This window comes from Micromonospora sp. NPDC005979, assembly GCF_040614415.1.
Taxonomy (GTDB): domain Bacteria; phylum Actinomycetota; class Actinomycetes; order Mycobacteriales; family Micromonosporaceae; genus Micromonospora.
Genome location: NZ_JBEXUR010000003.1, coordinates 535,107 through 556,268, shown reverse-complemented (window position 1 = coordinate 556,268; position 21,162 = coordinate 535,107). Strand labels below are relative to the sequence as shown.

General features: G+C 72.4%; 16 protein-coding genes. 13 read left to right on the top strand and 3 right to left on the bottom strand.

Annotation, left to right across the window (positions count from 1 at the left end; genetic code table 11):
- Positions 1-37 precede the first annotated feature (37 nt).
- Complete coding sequence (locus tag ABZ272_RS08745; RefSeq protein WP_355049273.1) at positions 38-2,380, bottom strand: DEAD/DEAH box helicase; 2,343 nt, start codon at positions 2,378-2,380, stop codon at positions 38-40.
- A gap of 131 nt (positions 2,381-2,511) precedes the next feature.
- On the opposite strand from ABZ272_RS08745, the gene ABZ272_RS08740 reads away from it, so the two are divergent.
- The 10 genes from ABZ272_RS08740 to ABZ272_RS08695 all read left to right on the top strand — a co-directional run bounded on the left by ABZ272_RS08740 (position 2,512) and on the right by ABZ272_RS08695 (position 14,024).
- Positions 2,512-2,868: an STAS domain-containing protein gene (locus ABZ272_RS08740; protein ID WP_355049272.1), complete on the top strand. Its 357-nt coding sequence runs from the start codon at positions 2,512-2,514 to the stop codon at positions 2,866-2,868.
- Complete coding sequence (locus ABZ272_RS08735) at positions 2,865-3,302, top strand: ATP-binding protein (protein ID WP_355049271.1); 438 nt, start codon at positions 2,865-2,867, stop codon at positions 3,300-3,302. Before ABZ272_RS08740 ends, ABZ272_RS08735 begins: the two co-directional genes overlap by 4 nt.
- Positions 3,303-3,624: 322 nt before the next feature.
- Positions 3,625-5,973, top strand: a complete 2,349-nt coding sequence (locus tag ABZ272_RS08730; protein WP_355049270.1) for a sodium-translocating pyrophosphatase — start codon at positions 3,625-3,627, stop codon at positions 5,971-5,973.
- Positions 5,974-6,074: 101 nt separating this feature from the next.
- Complete coding sequence (locus ABZ272_RS08725; protein WP_355049269.1) at positions 6,075-6,614, top strand: hypothetical protein; 540 nt, start codon at positions 6,075-6,077, stop codon at positions 6,612-6,614.
- Positions 6,605-7,399: a hypothetical protein gene (locus ABZ272_RS08720; protein WP_355049268.1), complete on the top strand. Its 795-nt coding sequence runs from the start codon at positions 6,605-6,607 to the stop codon at positions 7,397-7,399. The genes ABZ272_RS08725 and ABZ272_RS08720 overlap by 10 nt, the downstream gene beginning before the upstream one ends.
- Before the next feature lie 470 nt (positions 7,400-7,869).
- On the top strand, positions 7,870-10,722 hold the full coding sequence (gene topA / locus ABZ272_RS08715; protein ID WP_355049267.1) for a type I DNA topoisomerase: 2,853 nt from the start codon (positions 7,870-7,872) through the stop codon (positions 10,720-10,722).
- Between the two features lie 79 nt (positions 10,723-10,801).
- Positions 10,802-12,016, top strand: coding sequence for a CapA family protein (locus ABZ272_RS08710; protein WP_355049266.1), 1,215 nt, complete (start codon positions 10,802-10,804; stop codon positions 12,014-12,016).
- Between the two features lie 99 nt (positions 12,017-12,115).
- Complete coding sequence (locus tag ABZ272_RS08705; protein ID WP_355049265.1) at positions 12,116-12,742, top strand: TetR/AcrR family transcriptional regulator; 627 nt, start codon at positions 12,116-12,118, stop codon at positions 12,740-12,742.
- 5 nt (positions 12,743-12,747) lie between these two features.
- Positions 12,748-13,047, top strand: coding sequence for an antibiotic biosynthesis monooxygenase (locus ABZ272_RS08700; protein ID WP_355049264.1), 300 nt, complete (start codon positions 12,748-12,750; stop codon positions 13,045-13,047).
- Positions 13,047-14,024, top strand: a complete 978-nt coding sequence (locus ABZ272_RS08695) for an NADPH:quinone reductase (RefSeq protein ID WP_355049263.1) — start codon at positions 13,047-13,049, stop codon at positions 14,022-14,024. Before ABZ272_RS08700 ends, ABZ272_RS08695 begins: the two co-directional genes overlap by 1 nt.
- A 16-nt stretch (positions 14,025-14,040) precedes the next feature.
- Here the strand turns inward: ABZ272_RS08695 and ABZ272_RS08690 are convergent, their stop codons facing one another.
- Positions 14,041-15,357: a D-arabinono-1,4-lactone oxidase gene (locus tag ABZ272_RS08690; protein WP_355049262.1), complete on the bottom strand. Its 1,317-nt coding sequence runs from the start codon at positions 15,355-15,357 to the stop codon at positions 14,041-14,043.
- A 226-nt stretch (positions 15,358-15,583) separates the two neighbouring features.
- Between ABZ272_RS08690 and ABZ272_RS08685 the strand changes: the two genes are divergently transcribed.
- Positions 15,584-16,174: a TetR/AcrR family transcriptional regulator gene (locus tag ABZ272_RS08685; protein ID WP_355049332.1), complete on the top strand. Its 591-nt coding sequence runs from the start codon at positions 15,584-15,586 to the stop codon at positions 16,172-16,174.
- 17 nt (positions 16,175-16,191) lie between these two features.
- Here ABZ272_RS08685 and ABZ272_RS08680 read toward each other — a convergent pair whose 3' ends face one another.
- A complete protein-coding gene (locus tag ABZ272_RS08680; RefSeq protein WP_355049261.1) occupies positions 16,192-17,397 on the bottom strand; it encodes an amino acid deaminase/aldolase in 1,206 nt (401 codons plus the stop codon).
- 317 nt (positions 17,398-17,714) lie between these two features.
- On the opposite strand from ABZ272_RS08680, the gene tmk reads away from it, so the two are divergent.
- The gene (gene tmk, locus ABZ272_RS08675) at positions 17,715-19,805 is read left to right on the top strand and encodes a dTMP kinase (RefSeq protein ID WP_355049331.1); all 2,091 of its coding nucleotides are present in this window, start codon (positions 17,715-17,717) and stop codon (positions 19,803-19,805) included.
- On the top strand, positions 19,805-21,055 hold the full coding sequence (locus ABZ272_RS08670; RefSeq protein WP_355049260.1) for a DNA polymerase III subunit delta': 1,251 nt from the start codon (positions 19,805-19,807) through the stop codon (positions 21,053-21,055). The genes tmk and ABZ272_RS08670 overlap by 1 nt, the downstream gene beginning before the upstream one ends.
- Positions 21,056-21,162 lie beyond the last annotated feature (107 nt).

Below are 21,162 nucleotides of genomic sequence, written 5' to 3'. Positions count from 1 at the left end.
ATTGTGCCCAGTGCCACCGGGATTCATGCAAGGTGGCTCAGGAGGGCAGATTGCCCAGCACCACGTCGAGGACCCGGATCGCGTCCGGCTTGGAGAGAGGGTTGTTGCCGTTGCCGCACTTCGGCGACTGCACGCAGGACGGGCAGCCGGTCTCGCAGCCGCACTCCGCGATCGCGTCGCGGGTGGCCCGCAGCCACGCCGACGCCGTCCCGTAGGCGCGCTCCGCAAAGCCCGCGCCACCCGGGTGACCGTCGTAGACGAAGACCGTCGGCGCCTCGGTGTCCGGGTGCAGGGCGGTGGAGAGGCCGCCGATGTCCCACCTGTCGCACGTCGCCATCAGCGGAAGCAGGCCGATCGCGGCGTGCTCGGCGGCGTGCAGCGCGCCCGGCACGTCGGCCGGCTGCACCCCGGCGGACGTCAGCGACCGCTCGGACAGCGTGAACCACACCGCCACCGTCCGCAGCTCCCGGGCGGGCAGGTCCAGTGGCCGGGTGTCGATCACCTCGCCGGTGGCGATCCTGCGCCGCTGGTACGACACCACCTGGCTGGTGACGTCCACCTCGCCGAGGAACATGCCGACCGGCCCGGCGTCGACGTAGGAGCGCACCGACACCACGGACAGGTCGGTGACGTCCCGGGCGTGGGTGGACCAGTCCGGCTCCTCGACGTGCACCAACGCGCAGCCGTCGGCGAGGTCCAGCTCGTCGACCACGTACGAGACGCCCTGGTGCAGGTAGACCGCGCCGGGGTGGAGCAGGAAGTGGGACGAGCCGCCGTCGACGGTGCCGAGCAGCCGGCCGGTGGCCGACTCCACCACGCAGACCGGCGCGCCGCCCTCGCCACGCAGCTCCACCTCGGGGCGCTCGCGGTGTCGCCAGTACCAGCCGGTGGGCCGCTGCCGCAGCGCCCCGGTTGCCACCAGCTCGTCCACCGCCTCCTTCGCCCCGTCACCGAAGAGCACCAGGTCGGCCGGCGTCAGCGGCGCCTCGGCGGCGGCGCAGGCCAGTTGCGGGGCCAGCACGTACGGGTTGGCCGGGTCGAGCACCGTCGCCTCCACCGGCGCACCGAAGATCGCCTCCGGGTGGTGCACCAGGTAGGTGTCCAGCGGGTCGTCCCGGGCCACCAACACCGCTAGGGCCTCCTGGCCGGAACGCCCGGCGCGGCCCGCCTGCTGCCACAGCGACGCCCGGGTGCCCGGGTAGCCGCAGATCAACACCGCGTCCAGCCCCACCAGGTCCACGCCCAGCTCCAGCGCGTTGGTGGAGGCCAGGCCGAGCAGGTCACCGTGCAGCAGCGCGCGTTCCAGCTCGCGGCGCTCCTCGCGCAGGTAGCCGCCCCGGTAGGCGGCGACCCGGTCGCCGAGCCCGGGTACGGCGTCGTCGAGCGCCCGTCGCGCGTTTGCCGCCACCACCTCGGCGCCCTTGCGGGAACGGACGAACGCGAGGGTGCGTACCCCCTCGGCGACCGTGTCGGCGAGCAGGTCCGCGGTCTCGCGCAGAGCAGAGCGGCGGACCTGGCGAAGGTCGTCGTGGTCGCCCGTCGCCTGCGGGGGGACCGGGGAAGAGGAGCCCGAGTCGGGTGGCAGCAGTGGCGGTTCCCAGAGCGCGAAGGTCACCCCGCCGCGCGGCGAGGTGTCCTCGGTGACCGCGGTCACCGGCAGGCCGGTGAGTCGCGCGGCGGCGGTCGCCGGGTCGCCCGAGGTGGCCGAGGCGAGGACGAACACCGGGCTGGCCCCGAAGCGCGCGCACTGCCGGCGCAAGCGGCGCAGCACGTGCGCCACGTGCGAGCCGAACACACCCCGGTAGGTGTGGCACTCGTCGATCACGACGTACGCCAGTCGGCGCAGGAACCCGGACCACTGCGCGTGGCCGGGCAGGATGCCGTGGTGCAGCATGTCCGGATTGGTCAGCACGAAGCGGGAGTGTCGGCGGATCCACTCCCGTTCCGCGCGCGGCGTGTCCCCGTCGTAGGTGGCGGGGCGTACCCCCTCCAGCTCCAGGCCGGCGACGGCCCGCAGCTGGTCGGCGGCGAGGGCCTTGGTCGGCGCCAGGTAGAGCACGGTGGCCCGGGGGTCGGCGAGCAGCGTGGCCAGCGCCGGGAGCTGGTACGCCAGGGACTTGCCGGACGCGGTTCCGGTGGCGATGATCACGTGGCCGCCGTCGTACGCCAGGGTGGCCGCCTCGGCCTGGTGCTGCCAGGGCGCGACCACGCCGCGGCGGGCGAACGCCGCCCGAAGCTCCGACGGCGCCCAGGCCGGCCACGGCGCCGGCACCCCGACGCGGGCGGGCACCCGCTCGACGTGGGTGACCGGGTCGCCCGCGCCCCGTGCGCGCAGCCGGCGCAGCAGGTCGACCGGCGGGGAGGAAGTCACGTCCTGCACTCTCGCACTGGTGTTCGGAGATGAAAAGCCGGGCCCTGGGGTAAGGGAAAGCCGCCGCCGGTGACCGCAGGGTGTCCCGGCGGTAGTGGTTAGATGCCCAGGAGAGTTTACGGCTCTGGCGAGGAGGACCGATGGAGCTGTCGCTGGCGACGCGCACCGTGGGCGAGCACACGGTGCTCGAGGTCGGCGGTGAGGTGGACGTCTACACCGCGCCCCGGCTCCGCGAACGTCTCCTCGAGCTGATCGACGGCGGCGCCCGGCACGTGATCGTGGACCTCGGGCGGGTCGACTTCCTCGACTCGACCGGGCTGGGCGTGCTGGTGGGCGCGCACAAGCGGCTGCGCACGGCCGGCGGTTCGTTTGCCCTGGTCTGTGACAAGGAGCCGCTGCTCAAGATTTTCCGGATCACGGCGCTGGACCAGGTGTTCCCGCTGCACGCCACGGTCGAGGCGGCGGCCGGCGCGGGCCCGAGCGGCGCCAACGCGTGATGGCGACGGTCCGGCTCTCCTTCTCTCCGGCCCCGGTGCACGTGCGTACCGCCCGACTGGTCGGCGTGGCCGTCGCCCGACGGGCCGGTGTCCGCGAGGACCTGCTGGACGAGGTGCGCCTGGCCATCGGTGAGGCGTGCACCCGGGCTGTCGCGCTGCACCGTCAGTACGGCCTGGCCGATCCGGTGCTGGTGGAGATGTCCGACGGCGGCACGTACGCGGTGCGGGTCGTGGACCGGGCGCCGATCGAGGCCAGCATCGGGCTGGCGGCGCTGCCGCCGGACGAGTTGGCCGACGAGTCGCTGACCGACGAGGCGTTGACCACCGGTGTCGGGTTCGCTCTGCTCGCGGGCTTCGTGGAGGACCTGCAGGTGCGCCCGGTCGACGAGGGCATCGGCACCGAGGTGCGAATGGTGTGGCCCGTCGGGCGCTGACTTCCGAAGGACTGCTCACAAGGCCGTGTCCCCGCCGGGGATACGGCCTTGTCGTCATGGACCGGGCCCTATATCAGATTTCGTTTCATAACACAGCGACGAAGATCATCGAGACACGGTGCCCCCTGCCTGTGACCTCGAACACTGTGGAGGGCTACAGTACCCGGGTTGTCAGCAAGTGATCCAACCCGCAGCCAGCGGGTATGGGTGGTCATCGCTGGTCCGCTGGGGTGGGTTGGCGCGCGCTTGCGAGTCCGCATCCAGGCGTCGACCGGTGCGTCTCCACCCGTCGACGCGAGTGTTCGGTAACAGGAGGACACAGATGTCCGAGACCTTGGCCGCCGATGGCGGCGGGCTTTCCCTTACCGGAGGCAATGTCACGTACGTCGTCATCGCCGCGGTCATCGCGCTGGTGGCGCTCGTCTTCGCCGCCGCGTTGACGAAGACCGTGCTGGCCGCCGGCAAGGGCACCACCAACATGCAGGAGATCTCGGGGGCGGTCCAGGAGGGCGCCTCGGCCTACCTGCTCCGCCAGTTCCGCACCTTGGCGATCTTCGTCGTCGTCGCCGTGGTGCTGCTCTTCCTGCTGCCGGTGCACGACACCGACGGGAGCGAGATGGCCGTGAAGCTCGGCCGCTCGCTCTTCTTCGTGGTGGGCGCCGTGTTCAGCGCGTCCATCGGTGGCGCCGGCATGTGGCTGGCCACCCGCGCGAACCTGCGCGTGGCCGCCGCCGCCCGGGAGCGACAGGGTGGCCGCGAGGCCGCCATGAAGATCGCCTTCCGGACCGGTGGCGTCGTCGGCTTCCTCACCGTCGGCCTCGGCCTCTTCGGCGCCGCGCTGGTCGTCCTGGTCTACCGGGGTGACGCGCCCACGGTGCTGGAGGGCTTCGGCTTCGGCGCCGCCCTGCTGGCGATGTTCATGCGGGTCGGCGGCGGCATCTTCACCAAGGCCGCCGACGTCGGCGCCGACCTGGTCGGCAAGGTCGAGCAGGGCATCCCCGAGGACGACCCGCGCAACGCCGCCACCATCGCCGACAACGTGGGCGACAACGTCGGTGACTGCGCCGGCATGGCCGCCGACCTGTTCGAGTCGTACGCGGTGACGCTGGTGGCCGCGCTGATCCTCGGGCGGGCCGCCTTCGGCGAGGACGGCTTGGTCTTCCCGCTGATCATCTCCACGATCGGCGTACTGGTCGCCATCGTCGGCGTCTTCATCACCCGGCTGCGCGCCTCCGACCGCAACGGTCTCACCGCGATCAACCGGGCCTTCTACATCTCCGCCGTGATCTCCGCGGTGCTGGTGGCGATCGCCGCGTACGCGTACCTGCCGGCGACCTTCGCCGACCTGGAGGGTGGCCTCACCGACGTCGACCGCAACCCGCGACTGGTGGCCATCGGCGCGGTGGTGATCGGCATCGTGCTGGCCGCCGCGATCCAGGCGCTGACCGGCTACTTCACCGAGACCAACAAGCGGCCCGTGCAGGACATCGGCAAGAGCTCGCAGACCGGCGCGGCCACCGTCATCCTCGCCGGCATCAGCGTCGGCCTGGAGTCGGCGGTCTACTCGGCGCTGCTGATCGGCGCCGGCGTCTTTGGTGCGTTCCTGCTCGGCGGCAGCTCCATCACGCTGTCGCTGTTCGCGGTGGCGCTGGCCGGCACCGGCCTGCTCACTACCGTCGGCGTCATCGTCGCCATGGACACCTTCGGGCCGATCTCCGACAACGCCCAGGGCGTGGCGGAGATGTCCGGCGACATCGACGAGCACGGCGCGCGCGTCCTCACCGAGCTGGACGCGGTCGGCAACACCACCAAGGCCATCACCAAGGGCATCGCGATCGCCACCGCAGTGCTGGCGGCGACCGCGCTGTTCGGCTCGTACACGGACACCCTGCGGACCGCGTACGCGGACGCCGGCGTGGGCGACGTCGGCACCGAGATTCTCAACTCGCTGAACGTGGCCAACCCGCGCAACCTGGTCGGGTTGATCATCGGTGCGGCGGTCGTCTTCCTCTTCTCCGGGCTGGCGATCAACGCGGTGTCCCGCTCGGCCGGCGCGGTCGTGATGGAGGTTCGCCGGCAGTTCCGTGAGCTGCCCGGCATCATGGACCGCACCCAGCGCCCGGAGTACGGCAAGGTCGTCGACATCTGCACCCGGGACGCGCAGCGCGAGCTGATGACGCCCGGCCTGCTCGCCATCCTGGCGCCGATCGCGGTCGGCTTCGGCCTCGGCCCGGGCGCGCTGGCCTCCTACCTGGCCGGCGCGATCGGAGCCGGCACGCTGATGGCGGTGTTCCTGTCCAACTCCGGTGGGGCCTGGGACAACGCCAAGAAGCTGGTCGAGGACGGCGCGTACGGCGGCAAGGGTTCCGAGGCGCACGCCGCCACGGTCATCGGCGACACCGTCGGCGACCCGTTCAAGGACACCGCCGGCCCGGCCATCAACCCGCTGATCAAGGTGATGAACCTGGTCTCGCTGCTGATCGCGCCAGCCGTGGTGGCCTGGAGCGTCGGCGACGACCGCAACGTCGGCCTGCGGGTGAGCATCGCGCTGGTCGCGACGCTGATCATCGTGGCGTCGGTGGTCTTCAGCAAGCGCAAGGGCATCGCCATGGACGACTCCGACACCGGCGCGGGCAGCGCCGACCACCGTCCGGAGACCGTCAACGCCTGACACCGGCGGCACCGGGGTCCCCGCTCGACGCACCCGTCGGGCGGGGACCCCGGCCATCCGGCCCGGTGCCACACCTGGCCGAAGGTCGTACGCTGCAACGCATGCGTACGTGCCGGGCGTCTGCCGTCGGAAAGCTCACGGTGGTCCTGGCCACGCTCGTCGTCGTCCTCACCGGCTGCGGGGGGCCCAGCCCACGGGCCTGGGCGGCCTCGGTCTGCGGCGCGCTCACCCCGTGGCGCTCCGAGATCAGCAAGTTGACCAGCAGCACCGATCAGCAGATGACGGCGCAGACCACTCCGGCGCAGGCCAAGGAGAACCTGGTGCGGCTCTTCGGCGGCGCGGAACAGGCCAGCGAGACCGCGCGCCGCAAGGTCGAGCAGGCCGGCATCCCGGAGACCGACAACGGTGAGGCCATCTCCGCCGGCTTCCGTGGGTCGCTGGAGAAGATGCGGGACGCCTACGGCCGCGCCCGGGACACCATCGAGGGGTTGGGCACCGGTGAGCCCGCCGCCTTCTACGACGGCGTCCGGGCCGCCGTGGACACTTTGAACAAGGAGTACGACGCCAGCGCGCTGGACACCAGCAAGCTCAACTCCGAGGAGCTGAAACAGGCCTTCGACGAGGTGCCCGAGTGTCGCTGAACGGGCTCGGTGATACGCCGGCCGCGCAGTCGCTGCCGGCGCTGTTCCCCGTACCCGAGCCCGATCCGTCGGGCACCGATCCGTCGGGCACCGATCCGTCGGGCACCGACCCGGCGCGGCCCGGCTCGCGGCGGCCTGGTTCGGGCCGGCGACGCGGCGGCCCGGACCGGTCGGAGTCGAGCGTCCCCGCGCCACCTCGGGCCGACGACGCCGGGCGGCAACTGGTCTTCTTCGGCGCGGATGCCGCCGAACCGGCGGTCGCCGATCTGGCCGGGCTGCTCGCCGGACCCGGCGAGGTCGTCCGGATGGGTGGCACCGCCCGTCTCGCGGTACGGGTGGACGCCGCCTGGCGGGTGCACGTGCTCGTCGCCGAACTGGCGCTGCGTGGGCTGGCCGCGAGCTGGGAGCCGACCGAGGACCAGCGACACACCGTGCGGACGTCGTACACCCGGCTGTTGAAGCCGCTCGCGGTCGCCTGGCTGGACGGCCCGGCGAAGCGTCCGCCGGCGGCCTTCCATCTGACCGGCCGGCGGCTGCGGCTGTGGCTCGCCGCCGCCGGGACGCCGGAGCCGCCCGGCGGCTTCCTGCTCCGCCTCGGCGCGGGTGACCAGCGATCCTGGGACGCGATCGGCGCGGCTCTCACCGCCGCCGGCCTGGCCGGCACCCTGCTCGGCCCCGACGAGGGCGGCCCGGCCTACCGGATCACCGGCCGCCGCCGCCTGGCCCGCCTCGCCGAACTGGTCGGCGCCCCCCCGCCCGCAACCCCACCCAACGCCTGGCCCTGACCGCCCCCGCCCCCCGCCCCGCCCGCCGCCCGCAGCCCGCCGCCCGCCTCCCGCTCGCGTCGATCATGGAGTTGTGGTGGTGGACGAACTTCGCCTTCGGGGCCTAAACGCCCACCACAACCCCATGATCGACGCGAGCGGGAGGGGCGCGGGAGGGGTGCGGGAGGGAAGTGGGGTGAGGTGTCTGGTGTTGGACAGCTGGGCTTGGATGGGCTGGTTGGGGGTCCCGCATCGTCACAGGGACCCGCTCCGAGGCCTACCCACGGTGTACGGTGGCGCCGTCCGGCAGTGTCGAGCACGGCGGGCGGGAGTCGACCGCCGCGCCGCAGCGGATTGCCGCCCGCGAAACCCGAAACGCGGACGGCGCGTTACGTTGGACATCCGGACCGCCGGTGCCACGGCGGGGTCGAGAGCGGTCGCTGTCGTAAGGCGCCGGCCGTCCACGAGCAGGAGTGAGGTCGGGGAGAGACGTGCCGAGCAACGCTGGAACCACCCGTCTGGTCATCGTCGAGTCACCGGCGAAGGCCAAGACGATCTCGGGCTACCTCGGCCCGGGGTACGTCGTGGAGGCCAGCTTCGGTCACGTCCGCGACCTGCCGCGCAACGCCGCCGACGTGCCGGCCAAGTACAAGGGCGAGTCCTGGGCCCGCCTCGGGGTGGACGTGGACAACGGCTTCCACGCCCTCTACGTCGTCTCGGCCGACCGCAGGCAGCAGATCAGCAAGCTGGTGAAGCTGTCCAAGGAGGTCGACGAGATCTTCCTGGCGACGGATGAGGACCGCGAGGGCGAGGCCATCGCCTGGCACCTGGTCGAGACCCTCAAGCCCAAGGTCCCGGTCAAGCGGATGGTCTTCCACGAGATCACCAAGCCGGCGATCCAGGCCGCCGTGGCCAACCCCCGGGAGATCGACCGCGACCTGGTCGACGCCCAGGAGGCCCGGCGCATCCTCGACCGTCTCTACGGCTACGAGGTCTCCCCGGTGCTGTGGAAGAAGGTCATGCCGAAGCTCTCGGCGGGCCGGGTGCAGTCCGTGGCGACCCGGATCGTGGTGGAGCGGGAGCGGCAGCGGATGGCGTTCCGCACCGCCGAGTACTGGGACATCCTGGCCACCCTCGCCGTGGCGAACGCCGGTGAGGGGCCGCGCACCTTCAACGCCACCCTGATCGCGCTCAACGGCGACCGGATCGCCACCGGTAAGGACTTCGAGCCCACCACGGGCAAGGTCCGGGCCGGCGCGGGCGTCGTCCACCTCGACGAGGGCGGTGCCCGGGGTCTGGCCGCCCGGCTCGACGGGCGGCCGTTCACGGTCACCCGGGTCGAGGAGAAGCCGTACCGTCGCCGCCCGTACGCGCCGTTCATCACCTCGACGCTCCAGCAGGAGGCGGCCCGCAAGCTGCGCCTGTCCTCGCAGCAGACGATGCGTACCGCGCAGCGCCTCTACGAGAACGGCTACATCACCTATATGCGTACCGACTCGGTGAACCTGTCGGAGACCGCCATCTCGGCGGCCCGCCGGCAGATCGTCGAGCTGTACGGCGAGCGCAGCGTTCCGCCGGAGCCCCGCCGCTACACGGGCAAGGTCAAGAACGCCCAGGAGGCGCACGAGGCGATCCGCCCCGCGGGGGACAACTTCCGCACCCCGGGCGAGGTGGCCAAGGAGCTGTCCGCCGAGGAGTTCAAGCTCTACGAGCTGATCTGGCGGCGCACCATCGCCTCGCAGATGACCGACGCCGTCGGTTCCAGCGTCTCGGTGCGCATCCGCGCGGTCTCCACCTCGCAGGAGGAGGCCGACTTCGGCGCGACCGGCAAGACCATCACCGACCCGGGCTTCCTGCGCGCGTACGTCGAGTCCAGCGACGACGAGAACGCCGAGGCCGAGGACGCCGAGCGCCGGCTGCCGACCCTGGTCAAGGACCAGCCGCTGACCGCCGACGAGCTGGCCGCGCAGGGCCACCACACCCAGCCGCCGTCGCGCTACACGGAGGCGTCGCTGGTCAAGGCCCTGGAGGAGTTGGGCATCGGCCGCCCGTCCACCTACGCGTCGATCATGCAGACGATCCAGGACCGGGGGTACGTCACCAAGCGCGGTCAGGCGATGATCCCCACGTTCCTGGCCTTCGCGGTGATCGGCCTGATGGAGCGGCACTACCCCCGCCTCATCGACTACGACTTCACCGCCAGCATGGAGAACGAGCTGGACGAGATCGCCGGCGGTGACCACGCCGCGGTCGACTTCCTCACCGCGTTCTACTTCGGCAGCTCCAACGGCGCCGGCGACCAGGACATCGCCCGCTCCGGTGGGCTCAAGAAGCTGGTCACCGAGAACCTGAGCGAGATCGACGCGCGCAGCGTCAACTCGATCCCGCTCTTCACCGACGAGGACGGCCGGGAGGTCGTCGTCCGGGTCGGCCGGTACGGGCCGTACCTCCAGCGGGCGGTTCCCGGCGAGACGCCGGCCGCTCCGGCCGAGGGCGAGGAGTCCGGCTCCCAGGGTGACCGGGCGCCGATCCCCGAGGGCTTGGCCCCAGACGAGCTGACCCCGGAGAAGGTGCACGAGCTGTTCCTCGGCGGCAGCGGCGAGCGCAAGCTCGGCGACGACCCGGCCACCGGCGAGCCGATCGTGCTCAAGTCCGGCCGCTTCGGCCCGTACGTCTCCAGCGGCGAGCGCAAGTCGTCGCTGTTGCGCTCGCAGACACCGGACTCGCTCTCCCTCGACGAGGCGCTGCGGCTGCTGAGCCTGCCCCGGTTGGTGGGCGTCGCGCCCGACGGCGTCGAGGTGTTCGCCAACAACGGTCGCTACGGCCCGTACGTCAAGCAGGGCGAGGAGTTCCGCTCGCTCGAGTCCGAAGAGCAGATGTTCACGGTCACCCTGGACGAGGCGCTGGCCCTGCTGGCCGCTCCGAAGACCCGGGGCCGCCGGGCCGCCGCGCCGCCGCTGCGCGAGATGGGCGTCGACCCGCTGACCGAGAAGCCGCTGGTGATCAAGGACGGGCGGTTCGGCCCGTACGTCACCGACGGCGAGGTCAACGCGTCCCTGCGGCGCGGGCAGACCCCGGAGGCGCTGAGCATCGAGGAGGCGTCCGAGATGCTGGCCGACAAGCGGGCCAAGGGCCCGGCCCCGCGCAAGAAGGCGGCGGCGAAGAAGGCTCCGGCGAAGAAGGCTCCAGCGAAGAAGGCGACGGCCACCAAGAAGACGGCCGCCGCCAGCAAGTCCACCGCCGCGAAGAAGACCACCACCGCCAAGGCGACGGCGGCCAGGAAGGCGACCCCGGCGAAGAAGGCGGCCCCGAAGAAGGCAACCGCCAGCCCTGCCGAGGAGTGACAGGGAGCACTTCACCCCAAATGGGTTAAATGTCCAGTTTGGTGTCGGGGCTCTGGCGCGGACTGCCTAACGTGAGGGAATGTTCGCACTCCCTGTCCCGCGCCGCCGCGTGCTCGTCGGTGCCGCTGCCGGTGCGTTGCTGCTCGCCGTGGCCGTCGTCGGCATCCGGGCGACGGACGCGGACGATCCCTCGCCAGCCGGCGCCACCGTGTCGCGCGCTTCCCCGCAGGCCGTCGCCCCCGGGCCGACCCGCGATCCCGCCAACCCGCGGACCGTGCGACTGGTCGCCGCGGGTGACGTTCTGATCCATCCCGCGGTGACCGAACAGGCGCGCCGGGACGGTGCCGGCGCCGGTGGCATGGACTTCGCCCCGATGTTCGCCGGGGTCGCCCCGGTGGTTCGCGACGCCGACCTGGCGCTGTGCCACCTCGAGACGCCACTGGCCGATTCCGCCGGCCCGTTCGCCGGCTATCCGTCGTTCAACGCGCCCCCGCAGGTGCTCGACGCGCTGCGCGCCACCGGGTTCGACGGCTGCTCAACCGCCTCCAACCACACCCTCGATCAGGGTGCCGACGGGGTGACCCGGACACTCCGCGCACTCGACGCCGTCGGGCTGGGGCACACCGGCAGTGCCCGCAGCGCCGCCGAAGCGGCCCGGCCCCGGATCTACCAGGTCGGCGACGTCCGCGTCGCCCACCTGGCGTACAGCCTGAACTTCAACGGGTTGAGCCGCCCCTCGGGCAAGCCGTGGCTGGCCAACCTGATCAAGCCGGCCGAGATCCTCGCCGCCGCCCACAAGGCCCGGGTCGCCGGTGCCGACATCGTCGTGCTCAGCCTGCACTGGGGTACCGAGTACCAACACCTGCCGGACGCCGACCAGCGGGCGTGGGCCAAGCAGTTGATCTCCTCGCCCGACGTGGACCTCATCCTGGGCCATCACGCCCACGCGGTGCAGCCGTTCCAGCGCTTCGGCGACAAGTGGGTGGTCTTCGGCATGGGCAACGAACTGGCCCGGCACGAGACGCCGATCGACGACAACCGCGAGGGTGTGATGGCCCGGGCCACCTTCACCGAGACCGCGCCGGGGCGCTGGACGGTGACCCGGATGGAGGCACTGCCCACCTGGACCGACCTGGCGCCGGCCCTCCGGCTGGTCGACCTGACCGCAGCGCTTGCCGACCCGGGCACCCCACCAGGTCTGCGGGGCGACTACCGGGAGGCGTACCAGCGGGTGCTCGGCTACGTCCGGGCCCTGGGGGCCGGCCCGGACCAGGTGGTGACGTCGGGCGGCTGAGCGCCGCCGCCGAGGACGCGGCTCGGGACCAGGGTGCGCTGCACCACACCCGAGATCGCGCGCCTACCCGTTGAGTCGGTATCGCCGTACCGTATTGCCATGCCGATCGGTCGGACGAGGCGTGCGGGCGGGGAGAAGCGGGGTGCCGTTCTCGACGCCGTGATGGACGTGCTCGCATCGCGCGGGTACGAGAACACGCGGTTCGCGGACGTGTCGGCGGCCGGCGGCGTCGCGATCAGCACCCTCCAGACCTACTTCGGGTCGCGGGAGGACATGATCATCGTGGCCATGCAGGTGTTCACCGACCGGGAGGTCGCCGCCCTGCACGCGGTTCCGGTCGCCGAGGCCGACCCGTGGAGACGACTGGTCGCCCTGACCGACCGGAGCCTGCACAACTCGGAGAGCGCCCGACGGATCCTGGTCGAGTTCTGGCGATCCGCGATGCGCGACGACGAACTCCGCGACCACAGCGCCGAGGTGCTGGCACGGTACCGGGCACCCTTCCTGGCCGCCGTGCGCGAGGGCGCCGAGCGGGGGGCGTTCACGCTGACCCACGACGCCGACGCGGTGACGGACTTCCTGCTCGCGGCTCTGGCCGGTCTGATCGTCTCGCGCGTCCAGCACCATGCCACGCCGTCACCCGCGAACTTCCGCGACGTCCTGCTCACCCAGCTCAGGCTGATGCTGGGTGTCCAGGACCCGGCTCCCCGTACCCGAACGGATTGAGGACGATGACCACCGTTGAGATCACCCGCTTCCGCGTGGCCGCGCAGCGCGCCGATGCCCTGCTGGCCGCACGGCCCGCGATGCTCGACGACTTCCGGGCCGACCGTGCCGGCTTCCTCGGCGCACGGCTGATCCGACTCGATGCCGGGGAGTGGCTGGACATCGTCTTCTGGGCCTCGCCCGAAGACTTCGCCGAGTCCCGGCGCAAGGGCGCGAACCAACCCGGCATCCAGGCGTTCTTCTCCCTGATCGACGAGGTGATCAGCTCCGAGCAGGGCACCACGACCGACGTGGTGGGTGCCTGATGCGCGCCGCCTGGTACGACCGGCAGGGCCCGGCCCGCGAGGTACTCCAGGTCGGCGAGCTGCCCGACCCCTCGCCGGGTGCCGGTGAGGTCCGGGTCCGCGTGTCGGTGTCCGGGATCCATGTCGGTGACCTGGGCAAACGGCAGGGCTGGTGGGGGTCGACAATGGCGTTTCCCCGGGTTGTCCCACACGGTGACGGGGCCGGGGTGATCGACGCCGTCGGCCCGGGTGTCGATGCGTCCCGCGTCGGCGAACGGGTCTGGGTCTTCCTCGCCCAGTCGTACCGCCCGTTCGGCACCGCCGCCGAGTACACGGTGGTGCCGGCCCGGCACGCCGTACCGCTGCCCGCCGAGGTGCCGGACGAGCAGGCGGCCGGGCTCGGGATCCCGGGCATCACCGCCCATCGGGCGATCTTCGCCGACGGTCCGGTGCGTGGGCAGCGGGTCCTCGTCACCGGTGCCCTCGGCGCGGTCGGACGGGCCGCGTTGGCGGTGGCCCGCCGGGGCGGCGCCACCGTGATCGCGACGGTCCGTACGCCGGAGCAGGTCGACGAGGCGTTGGAGGCGGGCGCGCACCACGCGGTCGACACCGCCGGTGGCGACGTCGCCGCCCGGATCCTCGACCGCACCGGCGGGGAACCTGTCGACCGGGTGGCCGAACTCGCCTTCGACGCCAACCTGGCGACCAACCTGGAGATCCTCCGCGTCGGTGGCGTCATCGCGACCTACGCGACCGTGGCCGCCGAACCCGCCATCCCGTACTGGCCGCTGGGCTTTCAGAACATCACGGTCCGGTTCCTCAGCAACGACGACTTCCCCGAGTCGGCGAACGAGGCCGCCGCGACCGACCTGACGGCCGCGCTCGTCGCCGGAGACCTGCGCTACCCGATCGCCGCCCGGTTGCCGCTGGCACGGATCGCCGAGGCCCACGAGTTGGTCGAGCAGGGTGCCCGGGGCCGGGTCGTCCTGGACGTCTGACGGGCGGACGCCGCCCTCAGGCGCCGAGGATGTGGGTCAGGTGCCCGCTGGCGAAGACGCGGTGGGGGTCCAGGCGGTCGCGGACGGCCTGGAAGTCGGCGAAACGGGGGTACGCCTCGGCGAGGGACGCCGCGTCGCGGTAGTGCAGCTTGCCCCAGTGCGGGCGGCCGCCCAGTGCGGCGGCGACCTTCTCGAACGCCTGGAAGTACGGCTCGTACGGCATGCCGACGTACTGGTGTACGGCGATGTACGCGCTGTCCCGGCCGTAGCCGTGGGACAGCCAGATGTCGTCGGCGGCGGTGAAGCGCACCTCGACCGGAAAGAGGATCTTGAACGGGAGCCCGTCCACGATCCGGCGCAGCGCGCCGAGCGCCTCGGGTAGCGCCGCGCGGGGGAGGCCGTACTCCATCTCCACGAAGCGGACTCGGCGCGGGGTGCAGAACACCCGGTCGGAGCGTCCGGTGTACCGCCGTTCGGTGAGCGCGCGGGCGGAGACGGCGCTGATGCCGGGTGCCAGGGCGGGCACGGCGCGGCCGAGGCGGCAGGCCCCGGCGAAGACCCGGTTGGACAGAAAGTCGTCGTCCAGCCAGCCGCGCCAGCGGGACAGCGGCCGGTCGTTGGCGGGTACCCGGTCATTGGCCTTGACCTGGACCCGGGACGTGTAGGGGAACCAGTAGAACTCGACGTGGTCGTGCCGGCCGATCAGCGAGGGCAGGTCGCCGAGCACGTCGTCGAGGGCGGCGGGGCGTTCGTGGGCGTGCAGGACGAAGGCGTCCACGCAGCGTAGGGTCACCTCGATCAGGACGCCGAGCGCGCCGAGCGAGACCCGGGCGGCGGCGAAGACGTCCGGGTGCTCGTCCGCTGAGCAGCGCAGCACCTCGCCCGTGCCGGTGACCAGGGTGAGGGCCTCGACGAAGGTGGAGAGGCAGCCGTAGCCGGCGCCGGTGCCGTGGGTGCCGGTGGAGATGGCGCCGGCGATGGTCTGCGCGTCGATGTCCCCCAGGTTGGGCAGCGCGAGGCCGTGCCGGGCGAGCAGTCCGTTGAGCGCGTGCAGGGGCATTCCCGCCGGTACGGTGACCAGTCGGCGCGCGACGTCCACGCTGACGCCGGTCTCCAGCTCGGACAACTCCATCCGCCGGTCGTCGGCGAGGGCGACGGCGGTGAACGAGTGGCCGCTGCCCGCGACGCGGATCCGGCCTCCGGCGGCGGCGGCGTCCCGGACGGCTTCCGCCACGTCGTCCGGCGAGCCGGGGCGCAGGATGGCGGTGGCGCTGCCACGCTGGTTGCCGGCCCAGTTGGACCATCCGGCGGTGAGCGGTGCGGTGCCGACCATGCGCGCTCCTCATTCATGAATATGAACTGACTTCATATCAGGAACGTTGTCCCTGGTAAATACCGCAATTGCGGTCCGCTCGTTGTACCGGTAGTCACGGACTCGTGACCAAGAGATATGTTCATCCGTCGAAGGGGGGTGGCGCCGAGTGTCCACACCAGCCGCCACGACCGGGCCGCTGCGCCGCGTACCGGTGCAGGGTCGAAGTGTCGCGCGGGTACAGCGCATGTTGGACGCCTGCGCCGAACTCGTCGACGAGGTGGGGTACGAGGGGCTGACCACGACCCTGCTCGCGGAGCGCGCCGAAGTGGCGATCGGGTCGGTCTACCAGTTCTTCCCGGACAAGCGGGCGATCGTGCAGGCGTTGACCCTGCGCACGATGGAGTCCTACCTCCAGCGGCTCGACGAGCGTTTCGCCTCCGACGAGATGACCCACTGGTGGGACGGCGTCGACGCGGGAATCGACGAGTACATCACGATGCACCGCACCGTCCCCGGCTTCCGTACCCTGCACTTCGGCGACGTGGTCGACCTGCACCTGCTCGACGAGCAGCGTGACAACAACGGCGTCATCGCCGACCAGTTGGCGCGGGTGCTCACCGAGCGCTTCGGTCTGACCGACGTGCCGAAGCTGCGCTTCGTCCTGGAGATCGCCGTGGAGGCCGCCGACGCGTTGATCAAGCTCGCGTTCCGACGGAAGTCCGACGGCGACGAGCGGGTCCTGCTCGAGGCGAAGGCGCTGATCCGGGAGTACCTGCACCGCCAGGTCGACGGATGCGAGAGCGAGCAGCGCGCCGAGGCCGCCCGGTCCGCCTGACCTGGCGACGCGGCCACCTAGAGGAACGCGTGGCCCTCGCCCCGGTAGGTGGGCACGGTCGCCACGACCGCGTCCCCCTCGACGAGGTGCAGCTCGTTGACCCGTTCGCACAGCTCACCCGCCTTGGCGTGCCGGAACCACACCCGGTCGCCGACCTGCAGGGTGGCCGCCGCCGCGCCGGAGAGGGGAGTCTGCACCTCGCCGGCGCCCTCGGTGCCGACGAGCTTCAGGCCGGCCGGCAGCCACGGTCGGGGCAGCCGGCTGTCGGCGGCCTGGCCCGAGGCGATCCAACCGCCGCCGAGCACGGTCGCCAACTCCGGCGTCGGTCGGCGGACCACCGCGCAGGCGAAGAACGCCGCCGGGGTGGGCCGCCAGGCGCGGTACGCGTCGAACAGCGTCGGCCCGTACAGGCCCGATCCCGCGGTGACCTCGGTGACCGCGGGATCGGCGCTGGTCGCGGCCACGCTGCCGGTGCCGCCGCCGTTGACGAACTCGAGGTCGGCGTGTTCGCGTACCGCCGCCACCGCGGCGCCACGGCGGGCCAGCAACTCACGGTAGGAGCCGCGCTGGGCCAGCCTGATCGCGCCCGCCAGCAGCGTCCGCCCCGGCGGCGCGTCGCCCAGGCCGGCGATCTGCGCCTCGTACGACATGAGCCCGACCAGCCGGAAGCCGGCGCGGCCGGCGACGGTGGCGGCGAGTGCGCCGGCCGCCCGGGCGCTGTGTACCGGTGAGCGGCGGACGCCGACGTGCACCCCACGCAGCGGTCGCCAGGAGGCGTCCAGGTCCAGGCAGAGCCGCAGCTCGGCGCGTTGCCCCGGGGCGCGGACCGCGTCAATGAAGTCGAGCTGGCCGGTGCCGTCGATCATCAGGGTGATCGCGGCGGCGAGTGTCGGGTCGGCGGCCAGCTCGGTGAGGGCCGCCCGGTCGGCGGTCGGGTACGCCACCAACACGTCGTCGCTCAGACCGGCCCGGACCAGCCAGATCGCCTCGGGGAGGGTGAACGCCATGACACCCTGCCAGCCGGGCCGGGTGAGCGCCCGGGCGATCAGGTCCCGGCTGCGCACCGACTTGCTGGCCAGCCGGATCGGCTTGCCGGCGGCGCGGTCGGCCAGGGCCGCCGCGTTGGCGTCGTAGGCGGTGAGATCCACCACGGCGTACGGGGGGTCGAGATGGGCGGTCGCCCGGTCCAGGCGCTCGCGCAGTTTGTCGCTTTCGATGGCCACGTGTGCACGCTAACTGTCCGACGATGAATGCGAAATACCCTCGCATACGTCCCGGGCTGCGGTCGACGCCGTCGGCGGCCTAGGCTCAGCGAGCAGGAGAATGTCGCCGGTGGGGCGGCCCCCACCGGGTCTAGAGTGTTCCACCGGGGGTGCCCAGCGATGGGCCGGCACGTGGAGGTACGGCCATCGAAAGCCAGAACAGCGGCGAGTCGCCCGGCGTGTCGCGCGCGGGGGACCAGTCGGGCAGCGCCGCCAACCAGTCCAGCGGTGGTCAGGTCGACGCGTCCGGCTACGCCGCGATCCGGTCGGTACTGCGAATCAGGCCGTTCCGCCGGCTCTGGATCGTGCTCGGCGCGGCCTCCTTCGGTGACTGGCTCGGTCTGCTTGCCACCGCCCTCTTCGCCGCCTCGCAGGTGCAGGGCAGCACCGCCCAGGGTGCCGCGTTCGGCGGGGTCACCGCGATCCGGCTGCTGCCCGCGCTGGTGCTCGGCCCGGTGGCCGGCGTCTTCGCCGACCGGTTCGACCGGCGCTGGACGATGGTCATCTGCGACCTGCTGCGCTTCGTGCTCTTCGCGTCCATCCCGCTCTACGCGCTCAGCGGCGCCGCCGGCGGTCTGGTGGTCGGCTGGGCGCTGATCGCCACCTTCCTGATCGAGTCGCTCACCCTGCTCTGGATCCCGGCCAAGGAGGCCGCGGTCCCCAACCTGATCCCCCGGGCCCGCCTGGAGGCGGCCAACCAGCTCACGTTGATCACCACGTACGGCCTCACCCCGGTGGCCGCCGCCATCGGCCTCGCAGTGCTCGACCGTGGGGTCAGAGGCGCGGTGGGCGGCGACCTACCCTCCTGGGCCGAACCGGCTCAACTCGCACTCTGGTTCAACGCCTTCTCCCGGCTCGCCACCGCGTTGGTGGTGGCGTTCGGGATCAAGGAGATCAGCGAGGCGCAGCGCGGCGAGGCGGGGCGTTCCGAGCAGAGCATGTTCCGGCAGTTCTCCGAGGGCTGGAAGTTCATCGGCCAGACCCCGCTCGTCCGCGGCCTGGTGCTGGGCATCTTCGGCGCGTTCGCCGGCGGCGGCATCGTGGTCGGCACGGCCAAGTTCTTCGCCAACTCACTGGGCGCCGGCGATGCCGCGTTCTCGCTGCTCTTCGGCGCGATCTTCGTCGGTCTGGCGCTCGGCATCGGGCTCGGCCCGATGGTCGTCAAGGAGATGTCCCGGCGTCGCTGGTTCGGCATGAGCATCGTGCTGGCCAGCGCCGCCGTGATGACCCTCGCCTTCGCCATCCACCTGTCCATGGCGATCGTCGGCGCGGTGCTGGTCGGCGCCGGCGCGGGCATGGCCTTCCTGGCCGGCACCACGCTGCTGGGCGGTGAGGTGGCCGACGAGGTGCGTGGCCGGGTGTTCGCGGTGGTGCAGATCGGCACCCGACTGGTGCTGATCCTGGCCATCGGGCTGAGCAGCGTGTTGGTCGGCGTCGGTGGCTCGCGCAAGCTGGAGATCGCCGACCTCGGCATCTCCGTCTCCTCCACGCGACTGCTGCTGCTCGCGGCCGGCGCCGCCGGCATCTTCGCCGGCATCAGCGCCTTCGGCCAGATGGACGACAAGAAGGGCGTCCCGGTCCTCGCCGACCTCTGGGGCTCGATCCGGGGCCGTCCGCTGACGCCGGCGGAGCCGTTCGTCTCCGCCGGGCTGTTCGTGGTGTTCGAGGGCGGCGAGGGCGCCGGCAAGTCCACCCAACTCGCCGCGCTCGCCGAGCGGCTGCGCACCGACGGGCGCGACGTGCTGGTGACCCGCGAACCGGGGGCCACCGGCGTCGGCCGGCGGATCCGGTCGCTGGTGCTGGACACCTCCGGCGACGAAGCGCCGTCCCCACGCGCCGAGGCGCTGCTCTACGCCGCCGACCGGGCGCACCACGTGGCCTCCGTCGTCCGGCCCGCGCTCATCCGCGGTGACGTGGTGATCAGCGACCGGTACGTCGACTCGTCGCTCGCGTACCAGGGCGCCGGGCGCACGCTCCCGGTCGACGAGGTCTCCTGGCTCTCCTCCTGGGCCACCGGGGGCCTCAAGCCCGACCTGGTGGTGCTGCTCGACGTCGAGCCGCGCACCGGCCTGTCCCGGGTCGCCTCGCGCAGCGGGCAGGCCGACCGGCTCGAAGCCGAGTCGATCGCCTTCCACGAGCGCGTCCGCTACGCCTTCCTCGACCTGGCCGCCGCCGACCCGAAGCGCTACCTGGTGCTCGACGCGTCCCGGCCGGTCGGCGAGATCACTGGGCTGGTGGTGCGGCGCGTCCAGGAGATGCTGGGCAAGCCCGGCGGCATCGTGCACCCCCGACCCGCGCAGGGCCCGGACACCTCGGTGCAGCCTGAGTTATCCGACTCGGAGCTGGTGACGATGGAGCACAAGACCTGATGCCGGACGTCTTCGCCGACCTGGTCGGTCAGGACGAGGCGGTGACCGAACTGCGCCGCGCCGCCGCCGCGGCGGCGGCCGTGCTGCGTGCCGCCGCGACCGACCGGACGCCCGCGCTCGTCGCGGCGGGCGAGGCCGAAACCGGGGCCGGCACCCCCGACCCGGGCACCGGGATGACCCACGCCTGGATCTTCACCGGGCCACCCGGGTCCGGTCGCTCGGTCGCCGCGCGCGCCTTCGCCGCGGCCCTGCAGTGTGCGTACGGCACCGGTTGCGGCGAGTGCCCCGGCTGCCACACCACGATGGGCGGGACCAACGCCGACGTCCGGCTGGTGGTGCCGGAGGGGCTCTCCATCGGCGTCGGCGAGATGCGCGCGCTGGTGCTCCGCGCGGCCAGCACCCCGTCCGGCGGGCGCTGGCAGGTGGTGGTCATCGAGGACGCCGACCGGCTCACCGAGGCAGCCGGTAACGCACTGCTCAAGGCCATCGAGGAGCCGCCACCGCGGACGGTCTTCCTGCTCTGCGCCCCGTCCACCCACCCGGACGACATCTCGGTGACCATCCGGTCGCGCTGTCGGGTCGTACCCCTGCGGCAGCCGCCGGCCACCGCGGTGGCCGAGGTGCTGGTCCGTCGGGACGGCATCGCGCCCGACGTGGCGCGGTGGGCGGCGGCGGCCGCGCAGGGGCACGTGGGTCGGGCCCGCCGGTTGGCCCGTGACCCGGAGGCCCGCAAGCGGCGTGAGGCGGTGCTCGCCGTGCCGCGCCGGCTGACCGGCGTGGGCGCTGCGTTCGACGCGGCGTCCGCGCTGATCGAGGCGGCCGAGGCGGAGGCCGAGGCGTCGGTCGCCGAGGCCGACGTGGCCGAACGGGCGGCGCTGGAGACGGCGCTCGGCGCGGGCGGCACCGGCCGGGGCGCGGCCGGCGCGATCCGGGGTGCCGCCGGTCAGCTCAAGGAGCTGGAGAAGCGGCAGAAGTCGCGGGCCACCCGCGCCCAGCGCGACGCGCTGGACCGGGCGCTCGTCGACCTGGCCGGCTTCTACCGTGACGCGCTCACCATGGCGCTGCGGGCACCGGTCGACCCGGTGCACACCGACACCGCCGCGCTCGCCGGCGCCGGGGCCCAGAAGTGGGACGCCGAGGGGTCGCTGCGCAGGCTGGAGGCCGTGCTCGCCTGCCGTGCCGCGATCGAGGCGAACGTCAAGCCGCGCATCGCCGTCGAGGCGATGATGCTCGCCCTCTGGAAGGGCTGACCAGCAGCTTCCGCCGGTTGTCCACAGCCATCGACACGTGCGATTGCTGTGCGGTACGGTCCGGTGTGCCGTGGTGACGGTGGCGGCACGCTCAGTGATGATCCATC